This is a genomic window from Brachyspira pilosicoli P43/6/78 (genome assembly GCF_000325665.1).
GTDB lineage: Bacteria > Spirochaetota > Brachyspiria > Brachyspirales > Brachyspiraceae > Brachyspira > Brachyspira pilosicoli.
This window is the reverse complement of sequence record NC_019908.1, coordinates 189,509-203,174: the sequence shown is the minus strand read 5'-3', so window position 1 is coordinate 203,174 and position 13,666 is coordinate 189,509. Positions and strand designations below refer to the sequence as shown.

11 protein-coding genes are annotated in these 13,666 nt (G+C 26.7%); 6 read left to right on the top strand and 5 right to left on the bottom strand.

All coding sequences use genetic code 11. The features are described 5' to 3' along the window. Positions 1-20: 20 nt before the first annotated feature. The 4 genes from BPP43_RS00920 to BPP43_RS00905 form a co-directional block, all read right to left on the bottom strand. Positions 21-623: a YdbL family probable chaperone protein gene (locus BPP43_RS00920; RefSeq protein WP_013243370.1), complete on the bottom strand. Its 603-nt coding sequence runs from the start codon at positions 621-623 to the stop codon at positions 21-23. A gap of 9 nt (positions 624-632) precedes the next feature. Next, positions 633-3,884, bottom strand: coding sequence for an AsmA family protein (locus BPP43_RS00915; protein WP_015273892.1), 3,252 nt, complete (start codon positions 3,882-3,884; stop codon positions 633-635). 2 nt (positions 3,885-3,886) lie between these two features. Next, a complete protein-coding gene (locus BPP43_RS00910) occupies positions 3,887-5,422 on the bottom strand; it encodes a hypothetical protein (protein ID WP_041752799.1) in 1,536 nt (511 codons plus the stop codon). Positions 5,423-5,920: 498 nt separating this feature from the next. Further along, complete coding sequence (locus tag BPP43_RS00905) at positions 5,921-7,300, bottom strand: pentapeptide repeat-containing protein (protein ID WP_015273890.1); 1,380 nt, start codon at positions 7,298-7,300, stop codon at positions 5,921-5,923. A 519-nt stretch (positions 7,301-7,819) separates the two neighbouring features. On the opposite strand from BPP43_RS00905, the gene BPP43_RS00895 reads away from it, so the two are divergent. From BPP43_RS00895 to BPP43_RS00880, 4 genes are all read left to right on the top strand, one after another. Then, a complete protein-coding gene (locus BPP43_RS00895; protein WP_015273888.1) occupies positions 7,820-8,584 on the top strand; it encodes a hypothetical protein in 765 nt (254 codons plus the stop codon). A gap of 14 nt (positions 8,585-8,598) precedes the next feature. Further along, complete coding sequence (locus BPP43_RS00890) at positions 8,599-9,369, top strand: outer membrane beta-barrel protein (RefSeq protein WP_013243377.1); 771 nt, start codon at positions 8,599-8,601, stop codon at positions 9,367-9,369. A gap of 28 nt (positions 9,370-9,397) precedes the next feature. Further along, positions 9,398-10,201, top strand: a complete 804-nt coding sequence (locus BPP43_RS00885) for a hypothetical protein (RefSeq protein ID WP_015273887.1) — start codon at positions 9,398-9,400, stop codon at positions 10,199-10,201. Positions 10,202-10,328: 127 nt separating this feature from the next. Further along, entirely contained in the window at positions 10,329-11,441 is a 1,113-nt protein-coding gene (locus BPP43_RS00880) for a tetratricopeptide repeat protein (RefSeq protein WP_015273886.1), read from the top strand. Positions 11,442-11,531: 90 nt separating this feature from the next. On the opposite strand, the gene BPP43_RS00875 is transcribed toward BPP43_RS00880, so the two are convergent. Further along, the gene (locus BPP43_RS00875; RefSeq protein ID WP_013243380.1) at positions 11,532-12,116 is read right to left on the bottom strand and encodes an HAD family hydrolase; all 585 of its coding nucleotides are present in this window, start codon (positions 12,114-12,116) and stop codon (positions 11,532-11,534) included. Positions 12,117-12,245: 129 nt separating this feature from the next. Between BPP43_RS00875 and BPP43_RS00870 the strand changes: the two genes are divergently transcribed. Together BPP43_RS00870 and trhA are read left to right on the top strand one after the other, a co-directional pair. Continuing rightward, the gene (locus BPP43_RS00870) at positions 12,246-12,869 is read left to right on the top strand and encodes a hypothetical protein (RefSeq protein WP_015273885.1); all 624 of its coding nucleotides are present in this window, start codon (positions 12,246-12,248) and stop codon (positions 12,867-12,869) included. 90 nt (positions 12,870-12,959) lie between these two features. Beyond that, a complete protein-coding gene (trhA, locus tag BPP43_RS00865; RefSeq protein WP_013243382.1) occupies positions 12,960-13,622 on the top strand; it encodes a PAQR family membrane homeostasis protein TrhA in 663 nt (220 codons plus the stop codon). The last annotated feature ends 44 nt before the right edge of the window (positions 13,623-13,666 follow it).

Genomic DNA, 13,666 nt, shown 5'->3' with positions numbered 1-13,666 from the left:
TAATTATATACCAAAATATCTTAATTAGAGTTTGTATATAAAGTCCAACTATTATCTGGAAGCTGATAGTAGCTGTTATTTACAAGACGCTCTATATTTCTCTTATAAAGTGCCGCCTCTACTTCTTTTATATTAGACATTGTAAGTTTAGGGTCTGATAATATTAAATATTCAGCTATAATTTTTCTGTCAGCATTTTCTTTTTCCATTATTTCTTTTATATATTCTATTCTAGTTTCTCCATATTGAACTTCAGGCTCTGTAACGTCAAATGCTATATATGATAAATATCCGCTGTTATTCTCTCCAATATAGGCATTAGTTTTATAAAGGTTAATCTCATCTTGATTAAACATGCTTCTAATTAAAGCCTCTTTATATTCTGAAGCAACCTCATCAGAAACATTTGTACTAACCATTATTAGGCTTAAATCTTTATCTGTTGAAAGAGTAGAAATCTGATAAGCACTCTCATCAATTTGTCTATATCTGCCCAAAACCTGTGCTTCTATTAAAGTCTTTCCTCCCAAAACTCTCATCTCAGGCTCTTGAACTAATATTAATTTAGAACAGCTAGTAAAAATAATTGATATAAAAATACAAAATATTAAATACTTCTTCATAAAATCTCCTTAATTTCCGCCTTCTAAGTAAGATATAACATCAGAGAAAGGCATAGGTTCAAGACCGAACTTATCTCCTTCAAATGCTATTAATTGCTGTTTTTGCTGATTAGGCTTGTCTAAGTTTTGGTCTCTAAAGTAGAATGTAGTAAATACTTTATTTGCAGATATACTAAACTCTACCGAATTAGGGTCATAACCAAATTGAACAATATTTTCAACAGTAGATATACCAGGGTTAATTGGACGTATCATCTCTATTAAGAATTTAGAAAACTCTGTAGACATCTTACTAATACCAACAAAGAATGTAGTAGGTCTTATATTATTAAGAGGGCTAATTCCAACACCTGCAATATCTGCTGTTAAATTAACTAATAATTTTTCATCATTAATTTTATCTCTATTTTCTGGAGGAAGCAAATATTTAAAGTTAATATCACTTGCAAGCATTCTCATATCATACTTTATAGTACTAGTATCAAAGCTTCCCAAATCAACATTAAGCCAAGGTAAGTGTATAGCTCCCCTTCTTGGTGCTGTGTTGTTTGATATTGATGCTAAAAATAAATTATCATCAAACTTCTCTCCTCCAATGTATAATGATGATTTTAAGTCTTGTATTGTAAGACCGTGTCCTTGTACTCTCACTGAAGAAGAAAAATCCATTATTCTAATACTGTCATCTATAAAAGGAGGTATTTTTAAATATACTCTAAGCTGGTCAATAAATAAATTTGGCACTTGACTTGTTAGAGGATTATATCTTGCTGCAGTTGAAACTACCTGATTTTTATTAGGAGTTAAATCAAAATGATAATCTATATTAGAATCTAAGCCTTTTAATAGTATAGACATCTTATCTGGAGAATCCATATTAGCAAAGAAATTATCAGCAATCAAATCACCATCGGCAATATTATTTTTTAAATTTCCTATTATGCTTAAAAGCCCGCCAATCTCAATTCCAAAAGGCAAATATAAACTATCAGTATCTAAACCAACTTCATAGTTCAAATCAGCATTTTTTATTACAGGTGTAAAATAACCATCAACTCTCACTTTTAAATTATTAGTAGGACTATCTATATTAAACTTTCTTATATTAGCGTATAAGTTCTCACCAAAATTAACATCAGCATCAACTTGCATAGTAACATCTTGAAGCTTATACTGCTTTTCTGTTACATAAACAGTTGTATAATTTGTAACACTCGCAAATGTATCTTCTAAAGATAAATTATAAGCAATAGCACTTGTTAGCTTAACATCATCTTCAAAAGGAAGCCCATCTACTAACTCAGCAAACTTTGTAGAAAGCCAATTTTTCATGGCATAAGGAGCAATTCTTAAAGTATGCACATTAACAAAACCGCTTTTTAACCCCATACCCTGTAAATTCAAATAAGACTTAAAATTAAAGAAATTACCCAAATCAATATTAAACTCAGAAACATTAATATCCTGTGAAATAATATTGGCATTAGCAAGCATATTAATATTAGCCTTTGTAGTAGAAGAAACCTCACCATTTAAATTGTAAGAGAAATTATTTATTATTCCTTTCAAATTAAGGTCTATATCACTTAATAGCTTACCAAAAATATTAGCATCTAAATTTAATGAACCTCTTGCCAAACCTCCGCTAAAATCAGCAACTGGAAGTGATGAAACGTTCAATTTTAAATCTGTAGGCTCATCAAAACGTACAAGCCCTTTAAGTAAAATATTAGCATTTCCATATTTAGCAGAAATATCATCTATATAAACAATAGCGTCGCTTTTTTTATTAGGGTCATTTATTACAGTAGCTATAGAAGTAAGTCCGTTTAACGAAGAATCAACCCTCAATGCCACATTAGCATTATTAAATCTATATCTTCTTAAAGCAGTTGCTCTCTCTATTGTAAGTTTATTATCAACAGCAACTTCTATTTCTGGATTAATAATTAAATCAACTACAGTTGTAGAATTAAGGTTCTTTATAGATATAGTTTTTTGCATATCAAAATTGATATTCTTCATAGCTATAGTAAGTTTATTATTAAGATTATTAATAGTACCTGTAGTTTTATCAGCATCAACATTCAAAAGACCATTCATATTTACACCTAATGCAGGCATAAACATAGATGTTAAACTATTTAATTTTCCTAAATCAAGTCTTGCATAAAAAGTATTTAAATCAATTCCTATATTGCTATTAAATATATTTGTTGCTGATGCTATTACTTTGAGAACTTCATCATTTAAAAGCTCTGATGAAATATTATCTATAAATACGCTTTGAGTTTTTACATTATATCTAGCAAGCAAATTAAATGCTAATTGCATATCATCTTTTTTAATTCCATTATATCTTAAATTTGGCTCACTTACTTCAAAATCAAATACAATCTTTATTTCATCTTCATTAGGATAAGATATATCCAAATTAAATAACGGCTCATCTTTGAAATTTAAAGCAGAATTATTATAAACTAAATCATTACTTATAAAACTCTTTATATTAAGCTTCTTTAAAACCTCAGGAGCAGAAACTCCCATTACTTTAGATAAAGCAAATCTTTTTGTATTTAAATCTAAATGCAAATTAAAATTACTTAAACTTGCAAAAAGTCCGCTGTTATTTGTAACATAAGATAAACTATCAGCACTAAATGATAAATTATTAATTCTAATATTTTCTATATCAGCTTTTAATTTTAGGAAATCTAATTTAGTAAAATCAAAAGGCTCTTTATTTGTATCTTCTACTTTCGGCTCTGAAGGAGGCATATCAGGAAGGTTCCAATTTCCTGCCTCATCTGTAAACATATTAACATACAAATTATCAATACTTAATTCTTTCACATGAAGCCTCAAGAAAAATAATTGAAATAATGAAAACCTTAATCTTAAATTATCTAAACTTATATTTTCTGCTTCATTAAAGTTTGTAGAATTATAAAGAGTTATATTACTTGCTTCTATCTTAGGAAAGAGCAGTCCATAACTAAATTTCTCTATTACTAATTTTCTATTTAGAGAAGAATATACCACATTTTCTACTATAGTCTTTACCCTATCATTATTTAAATATATCCTAGCTCCAATTACAGCTATAATTAAAACACAAATTATTATTAAAGGAATATATCTCTTTTTAAATCTTCTTTTTTTAGCATTATTTTCTTTAGTACTGTTTTCTAAAGAAGATTCTTTGTTTTCAGATGAATCTTTTTTAATATTTTTTTTCTTAAAAATATCCTTTATGCCCATAATTAATATTCACCATAATTAGTATATTCTTGATTATTTATCATATTACTATCTTCACTATTATAATGATAATAATCTGCATTATAATCTTCATCTTTTAGTATAATATAATTATTAGTCTCTTCATTATTATTTTGATTATCATTATTAACACTGTCGCTATATCCATTATTGTAAAAGCCATCACTATAATTATTGTTGTAAAAACTATCATCATAATCATTACTATAATAATCATTAAAATAATTTAAATCCTCATAATATCCGCTAATTTCATTGGATATAGCCATACTAAACTCATAATTTCTAATCCTAGAACTTCCCTTCACCCATTTCTCTTTAGTCGTATCTCTCTCAAAAATTAAATAATACTTTCCTTGCTTTAAGCTAGTAGTATACTCATCATCATTTTGAGGCATAGTAGCTATTATTCCTTCATTTTCATTAGATATTCTTAAATTAATAGCCTGAGAATCTATTAGAAAATAAGATAGTTTTATGCTTGATTGTATCGGCACATTGAATGTATAATAGTCTCTATCATAAGAATAATCTATAGCACCCTTATAAGTTTTATTAAACTCTAGATTCTGTGCTTGTGTATATTTATTATTAGGTTCATCTTCAGTATATTTATCATAAGGCTTAGCTAATACACTTACCCTATATGGTATATTTAATACAGCCTTATCAGATACCAAAACAAAATAATATGACATATAAGGATAAAGCACTAACTTTTCAACAATCTCTCCATCTCCAACATTATTAAGGTCATAATTAGCAATAAAGTTTCCAGTATTATCATATAATCTTATACTAGCATCAACAGAAGGAACTCCAGAAAGTTCTATGGATATAGAATAAGTATTAAATGAACTGTTTGTAACTTTATAAGAATCTATTTCCATGTTCTTTAAATCCCCAGAATATAACTTAGGATTAAAAACTTGGCTGTAATATCCATCTATAGTATAAAGTCTATTTTCACTATTAACATCTATTATCTGCGACATAGATATTATATCATTAGGCTCTTTTTCATCAGTTTCATTATATTCTCTTTTTTTAAGAATAAAGCTATATTCAGTATCATCATTTTTTGATTCTATAACTATATAATATTTATTTTCTTCAATGTTTTCTGATGGTTTAAAATAAATACCTTTCATAACCTGAGAAGAATACACTTCCCCTTTATCATTGGTTTGAATAGTATAAACTCTAGTGTTTTCATTTGTATTCTCAAACTCACTTATCACTTTAATAACATTGTTTTTATAGTTATATAAAGTCATAGTTATAGGCTTATCTCCTAAGTTAGATATATCAAAATCAATAAGCTCTTCTTTATTAACATTAAAATAATAATAATCCTTTTGACCTTTAACAATACTTCCTTTTATACCGTCTTTAGATATAAGCTGTGAGTTTTCAAAAGTATTATTATTACTGCTTTTATCTTCCAAGCGATAACTATTTTTATTGCATGAGAATATGCTTAACAAAATAATAACAAAATAAATAAATCTAAACATCTATACCTTTTGTAAATAATTATATGCATTAATTATATATTATTTAAAATAAAAAGATATAGCTAAATATGTAATAATTAATGATAGTTTTTTTATTAATAAATATTTATAATATTTTAATTTTATTATTTGTATATTTTTTATTCAACTTTTTCCCGCCTTCGCACCATGCCTAAATGTACTTCCTACGGTCGTAAAAGAACTGGGTGCTGCACGGTGTGTAGTTCGTTAAGGGCAAAGCCATGCAAATATATTAATAAAAAAATAATTTTGACAAAAAATTAGTATATGTTGAAAAAACTTTATTGTTCTTTTTCCCGCCGCAAAAAGAACCAAAAAGTGCAAATATTTCAACTTTATATTTTGGAATATATAAGATTAAATTAATGCCTATATTTTGTATCTTTTTAAAAATAATTTTATTCTTTCAAAAAACTCATACACCTTAACGGCAATATTATTATTATTATTATTATTCAAGCACCTTTAGCAAACTTCCTAAACGCAGTAACAGTCTGCACCGAGCCGTAACCAAAAAGCAATTTTACCTATAAAGTAATTAAAACCTCTAAAAAGTGTATTATCGTTATAAATATAAATAGACTCTTTTATTTGTTCAAAGTTTGTAGGAATTAAAAACATAAATAATTCTTTAATATAGCTTTCATCAAAACTAGTGATTCCAATATATAATAATGGTAATAATATACATACTATTAAATATACTAAAATAGAATTAATAATATATTTTAGAATATCTTTAAAGAATAAAATATTTATTGCATAAGTTATTAATAACATATAAAAATATAATCCAACTTTAAAATTTGTATACGATAAAGTAAAAAACACAGTTGGAAAAAGAATAGTGCAAATAAAAGCCCTAATCCAATTCTGCCCATTGTCGCTATATAAAGAACTTAATCCAATGGAAACTATATCTCCGAAAGTTTTGAAATCCTTATTCTTCTGCCAATCTTTTATTAAATCTTCCTTGTGTTTATCAATTTCTTTAGCCTTATATTCTAATGCATCAATAGCATTGTTTCTGGCATAAGCCTGCTGTTTAAGAAATAAAGCACTTTCACGATTAGCAAATTTATGCACTTTGAAATTAACAGGATTGATTAAACCTCCGTTAATAACCGAGCCTTTAAAATTGGCTTCATTAACCTCTATATTTTGTAAATCTATTATACCATCAATTAGTACATTAGTAAAATAAAAATTATTAATTTGATTCTTTTTACTATTTTCATTTTTTATAGATAAATATGAATTATTATCTTTAAATATTATTTCTTCAAAAATAATATTATTATTTATCTTTATATTATTCAAAAGCATATTGCTAGCAATTAAAGATTTTTTTATATTAATATTTTTCTTAATTATTGTTTCATTGAAATAAACGTCTCCATAAAATTCAGATTTAATAAAATTAAGTTCATTGTGAAATATAGAATTATTAAAATATAAATTTTTATTAGAAAAAATATTAGAAAAACTTATTTCTGATTTAAATTCAGCATTATTAAAAAATACTTCATTATATAAATGTATATTTTCAAAAAAAACTTTTTTATTAAAAATAATATTTTTGAAGTTTAATTGATAATCTTCTATTTTATCAAATTTATTTTTTATTACTTGAAAATTAAATTCAAAATCAATTTTTATAATATTTTTATCATTACCGATATTAGCTATTATTTTATTTGATTCATAAAACGATTCAATAGAGAATATTGTTTTATCAGATTGCTGAGTACTAAGATCGTAATTCAACCAATCTATTAATTCTTTTTCATCTTTATATATTATAGGTTGCTTCTTTAATGGTGATGTATTTATTTTATTTTTATTATATATAAGCATAAAAAACTCTTAAAAAATCATACTTCAATTATAACCCAAATACATAAATCATCAACAATATATAAGATGACAATAAGTGCTTGCAGTCCTTTTGCTTCTTTATGCCAACAAAAGAAGTGGGGGTGTGGGGTTTAGTCCTCACAAATAATAAAAAAGATAAAAATTTTATTGTTCTTTTTCTCGCCTTCGCACCCACAGGCACTTCCTTCGGTCGCTGTGCGGACTTCATCAAAGAACCAAAAAGTGCAAGTACTTTTAGTAAAAAATACATGATATACAAAATAATATCCATATTTTTATAAATCCTATCTTTAATGGAAGTTAAAATATAAAGTTAAAACGCTTAAACTTTTTGTTTATTTTACTAAGTCCACATCGTGACTGAAAGAAGTACTTTAGAGCAACAGTAAGAAGTGTCAGTTCTATAAAAAATTATTATTTTTAATTTAAAAAAATTGTAATTATAAAAAAAATTGTTATATTTAAATAAACATTTCATATACAACAATAAAGGCAATAATGAAAAATATATTAAAAATCCTAATAACAATTCTAATATTTAGCTCTACACTGCTTGCAAAAAGCGGGCTTGAAATAGCTCTATTTGTTCCTATTGGCATGAGTGTAGGCATCAATACTCACCCAGAACGCCCAACAAATATGAATCAAAACACATATGATAGCTATATATCAAACAATACAAGAAATACATTTGTTGGCTTTGATACAGGTGCTTTAGTTCAAATTGGTTATAAGCTAGATATTAATAGAACTTCTGGTTTTAGTTTTTTAGCTGAATTGGGCTATAGCAGAGATACATTCAATTACAAGTTAAAAGATACAGAAACTAATTCGCAGGCAATAAGAATGGAAAATTACAGAAACTACACTTTTGATAGTTTTCTAATTGGAGTGCTTCCTAAATTCAATTATAAAAGATTTTCTATAGGTATAGGTGCCGGTGTAAAAATTGCTTTAGCTGGAACTATAAATAATTCAAGCTATAATCCTCTGCTTGGATATTCTACTGAAAAACTTCAAATAATAAATACAAAAAACTACAAAGATTATTTTAAATCTAACATAATACCATATATTAAATTAGCAGTGGATTATAGTATTTACACTTCTCAAAAATTTGATTTTGTACTTGGCGGATATATAGCTTATGATTTTCCGCTTACATATACACCAAAAAATGCTGATTTAACAAAAATAGTGCCGGATAAAATATCTAGTTTTGATATAGGATTTAATGTTGGCGTAAAAATAAGACCTTTATAATAAAGAGAGATTAAATGAGATTTTTTAAGATATTAATAATAATGTTGGCTTTATCATATATAAATGCATTTGCTAAAAACAGTCTTGAAATTGGAATATTTGTGCCGTTAGGAATTGGAGTTGGAATAAATCAATATTCTCTTACAAATGAAAATCCAACTCAGCAGCAAGAAACTAATTTTAACAACATTGTAAAAAAAGAAAATAGAAAATCTGGAGTTGGTTTTGATTCTGGAGTTTTATTAAATATAGGCTATAGATTTAATATTAATAGAGATATGAGTTTTAGTTTATTAGGTGAAATAGGCTATTCTCATGATGAGTTTTCTTTTTTTAGAGGAGATGATAATAATAAAAATACTTCTGTTTATATGTTTGAAAGTATTGTTTTTGGAATATATCCGAAATTAAATTGGAAAAAATTCTCTTTTGGTTTGGCAGGCGGAGTAAAAGTGCCTTTATATGTTAGGTCTGTTTCTTCATATTATAATTATACAAAAAATGAAATTGATAGAAACATTGAAAATTATAATGCTTTTCAAGTAAAAAATATATTTAATATTCCAGTAATACCATATATAAAATTTTCAGTAGACTATACTATTTATACAGATAAAAAAATAAATTTTGTTTTAGGCGGGTATGTTGGATACGACTTTGGAGTTTCTCTAAAAACACCTCTTTTAAACAATCAAAATGCAAATCTAACCAAATTAATGAAACAAAACATATCAAGCTTTGACATAGGTTTTCAAGTTGGCATAAAAATATTGCCTAATTATTAAATTTATATTTAAGTTTTAAGGAGCAAAAATGAAAAAAACACTATTTATAACATTAAGCTTATTTACAATGATATTATTTCTATTAAGCTGTAATAACAATTCCTTGAAACCAGATACCTATACAAAAGAAGAAATTAATAGAAAATATCCTTATTGGAATGTTGGAGTTGCTGAGTTTAAGATAGCAGAAGATTTGACTAATTATGCCACTATAACAGTAGAAGAGAAACGTTTTATATTAAGATGTATGGCACTTATGAGAACTGCCGTAAATAGTGAAGAATTTCCTACAAAAGTAAATGAAAAGAAAAATGAGTTAGGATCTTCAGTTGATGCAAGTTATGGAAATTTCTCTATAAAAAAAGGCGATATGTATGACCCTAATATAATGGTTGAAGTAATACGTACTGTAAAACATGATTTTATATATGAAAAATTAAAAACAGGCGGTGCTGGTTTAGGAGTTGTAGGTCAATCAAGATATGTGCATTATGTTGGAGGGCAGCCTGTAGACCAAATTCCTACTGCAGATTGGGTTGGTTTTGAAAATGCTAATTGGATTCAATGGTCTGGAAATAGTTTATATGGTTATGCTAGTTTTTCTGGTTTGATGTTTCATGAGCATATGCATAATATAGGTTTTAGCCATGTAGGAACTTATGCTGTGCCTTATGCTCTTCAAGATATTGTACAAAAACTAATAGAGCGAATATTATACGGCGATTTAAAAAGCAAATATGCTAAAGCTTTAGATGAACTTACTGCTTACTACTATACTGAATATAAAGATTTACTTATAGAAGACAGTGTTTTTGACCCAAGCAAGAAATAACATTTTTTAATTATCCTAAATTTTAATTATTTTTAGATAATACTTTAAGCATTTATATATCAAAAAATGCTTAAAGTAAGTTATCATAATTCCGAAAAGTTATGTAAACTACACACAAGGACTGTCAATGAAAGACAATATAGCTTCTAGTGCTTACAGCCTCATAAGAAGAAAAAAATATAAAAAAGCTAAGGAACTTCTTTTATCTAATAGAACTGCATTAAATCGTGATGCTAATGCTCTTGCTATGCTTGCTTTTGCTGATATATTTTTAAAAGATTTTTATGCTGCTGAAGAGGTATCTAGAAAGGCACTTAGAGAGGATAGTTTTTGTGTAAATGCCATGCTTGCAAAGGGATATATTAGTTTGCATAATGGGCATAGAGAAAATGCTTTAAGAGAATATTTTAGAATATTAGAGCTTGACCCTCAAAACAAAATAGCTAAAGATAATATTGAAAGAGTGAGATTTTTAACTAATAATGCTAAAGGAAATGAGATTAATCCAAAGGCATATATTTTAGGAAAAAGAGAAATATCAATATTAAAACTGCTTATCATTATACCTATAATATTTGTTATATCTTTCTTATCATATTTGGCAATAGACAGAGGATATCCTGCTGTAAAATATATATTATTAGACAAAGAACAAAAAGAGCTTAGAGAGAAATTACAAGATGTGTATTTATTTGAGGGGCTTGAAGATGGAAAGATTCCAGAGAGTGCAAAAAGCCCTACCTACTCTCCTAAAGAAGTAGCAGAGATGTTTGACAAGGCAAAAAAGAATATGAGAAGTGCATCAGTTAATGAGGCTGTTATGATAATAAATGGTGCATTAAAAAGCGACATAAACGAATATCTAAAAGAAAGATTTAGAGTTTTGAAAGATTTTGTAATAGCACCAGATTATAATATATTTAGAGAAAGTCCAGATTATATTACAGTAGTAGGCAACTATGACTTATATAACGGTGGATATATAAAATGGAAAGCAGATGTAAACAGCATATCAAAAACTAATATAGACGGAGTGCCAAAGAATAAAGCAAGAATATTAGTATATGACCATAATGCAGAAAACATAGTTGGTGTTGCTGACTTAATATATAATGTAACATTAAATCTAGAGCCAAAGAACTATATAGAAGTTTACGGCAAAGTATTGGGCTACGACAACAAACAAAAATCTATACAGTTAGAAGCCCAAGTAATAAAGTATTTGCCTAAGAAGAAGTAAAAATTATAATTGCATAATAAAAAAATCTATTAATAGAATTTTATATATCTAAATATTATAAATATTTTATTTATAAAAAAATAATACAAATTACTTAACCCACTTCTCTACCTTCATCACCCACGCTTTAGTTCCATACGCAGCTTCCAATCCAACTTCGCTGTCTTCAAAAATTATTGTCTCTTTGTTTGATACATTAAAATAATCCATGCACTTAAAAAATATCTCTGGGTGAGGCTTTTTGTTTGTTATGTCTGCCCCTGTTAAAACTAAGTCAAACACTTCATCTAATTTAAACGCTTTTAATATACCGTATACTCCGTTTGGTGAGGCTGTGGTTGCTAGTGCTAGTTTTTTCTTACCCCTATTTGATAATATTGTTTCGTAAATAAAAGGGTGAATGTCTAAAAGATTGAGATTGTTTAAATATATTTCCTCTTTTTTAATATGTATCTTCTCGATTAAAGCATCTTTATCTTCAGTTATTTTATTTAAATCCAAAATATTAGACACAAAAGTTTTGTAATGTAAGCCAAAGCATTTTTTATAATAATATTCTTCATCAAGCTCTATATTAAACTCTCTAAAAGCATTGCTGTATGAATAATAATTCAAATAAGCACTGTCAATTAAAGTGCCGTCCATATCAAATATTAAAAGTTTTATATCTGTCATAATTAAACCTTATAATTTTTTGAATATTGATTATAACATAAAGATAAATTTTTTACATTAATATTTATTCTGTAATTATAATATTGTATAATTCCAATATAATATATATAATATCAGCAATAAACAACTATGAAAATATATACATTACTACTATTAACATTATTTGTAATATCCGCATGTACAACACTCCCAAAAAAATATATAAATAATGAAGAAGCTCAAATTTGGATTGAAAAATCAAAAAACAAGATAGTAATGGATAATTTTCAAAATATATACAGATTCGATAAACACTCTAATATAGACATTATAATATACGGCTACTCTAACCCTACTAAATATAATCTTTTAAAAATGTCAGAAAACAACAAAGCTGTGTATTATACAAAAACAAAAAGACAAAACTTTATATTAAGTTCTCTTCCAGCATTTAATTTATATAATCTATTAGAAAATAAAAAAGTATATGACCCAATGTATTTAACTGTAGATTTTAATTATAGTGGCAATTTTCAAAATAATACAGTATATAGATTTAAAGGATTTGTAATAGAAAGCGGCAACCTATATATAGCAAACAATTATAATAAATATTATATGGAAAAATTACAAAAATGGCTAAATAAAAACGGTTATGGCAAAGATTTATATTGGAAACCCTATAATAGTGCCAATTGGAATGAATATCCCATACCAACAGAAGATGATATAGACTGGGATAATGTATTTTTATTAGGAAAATTAGAAAAATAGTTATAATATGCTATAGAAAATAGTCATTTTATTTTATTGTTAGATACTCCTAATTAAGTTAATATTAAGCTACAACAATTAGGAGGAATCATGACCGCTAATTCAAAATGCATTATAAAAAACAATCAAAAGATAGGAGAATTATATTCAGCTATTTCTCATAGTGTAGGAGCTTTATTGGCTATAGCTGGATTTGTTCTTATGCTTATAAAAGTAAATAAAAACTATGTGCTTCCTGTGGTAGTTTATGGTGTTGGTATTACATTACTATATACATTTAGCTCACTATATCACTTTTTTCCAGATGGTAAAGTTAAGAGATTATTTCGCAAATTTGACCACATAGGCATATATATTTTTATAGCAGCAACATACACGCCGCTATGCATATTTTCACTTCCAAAAAATGTCGGAATGCTTATATTATCTGTGATATGGACATGTGCATTAATCGGCGTGATATCAAATACCATTTTAATATATAAAAGCCCAATACTCACAATAATTTTATATATTTCTATGGGCTGGATTATTGCTTTTGCTTTCAAACCTCTTTTACAAGAGTTTAATATACTTCATTTAAGCTGGCTTATATGGGGAGGAATATTTTATACTATAGGGGCATTCTTATATGCATTAGGAAAAAAGTATCAGTATAAAACTAAACAATTCACCCATGACATATTTCATATATTTGTATTAATGGGCTCATTCTCTCATTTCTGGTTTTTATACCAATATGTGATTTCTTGATATACAAAAAGGGCTGCTCTAAATATTTAGAAACAGCCCTTGAT

Excerpts from the sequence above, each read along its gene's own strand:
- BPP43_RS00920 (WP_013243370.1), bottom strand. The coding sequence starts at position 623 with ATGAAGAAGTATTTAATATTTTGTATTTTTATATCAATTATTTTTACT.
- BPP43_RS00915 (WP_015273892.1), bottom strand. The coding sequence starts at position 3,884 with ATGGGCATAAAGGATATTTTTAAGAAAAAAAATATTAAAAAAGATTCA.
- BPP43_RS00910 (WP_041752799.1), bottom strand. The coding sequence starts at position 5,422 with ATGTTTAGATTTATTTATTTTGTTATTATTTTGTTAAGCATATTCTCA.
- BPP43_RS00905 (WP_015273890.1), bottom strand. The coding sequence starts at position 7,300 with ATGCTTATATATAATAAAAATAAAATAAATACATCACCATTAAAGAAG.
- BPP43_RS00895 (WP_015273888.1), top strand. The coding sequence starts at position 7,820 with ATGAAAAATATATTAAAAATCCTAATAACAATTCTAATATTTAGCTCT.
- BPP43_RS00890 (WP_013243377.1), top strand. The coding sequence starts at position 8,599 with ATGAGATTTTTTAAGATATTAATAATAATGTTGGCTTTATCATATATA.
- BPP43_RS00885 (WP_015273887.1), top strand. The coding sequence starts at position 9,398 with ATGAAAAAAACACTATTTATAACATTAAGCTTATTTACAATGATATTA.
- BPP43_RS00880 (WP_015273886.1), top strand. The coding sequence starts at position 10,329 with ATGAAAGACAATATAGCTTCTAGTGCTTACAGCCTCATAAGAAGAAAA.
- BPP43_RS00875 (WP_013243380.1), bottom strand. The coding sequence starts at position 12,116 with ATGACAGATATAAAACTTTTAATATTTGATATGGACGGCACTTTAATT.
- BPP43_RS00870 (WP_015273885.1), top strand. The coding sequence starts at position 12,246 with ATGAAAATATATACATTACTACTATTAACATTATTTGTAATATCCGCA.
- trhA (WP_013243382.1), top strand. The coding sequence starts at position 12,960 with ATGACCGCTAATTCAAAATGCATTATAAAAAACAATCAAAAGATAGGA.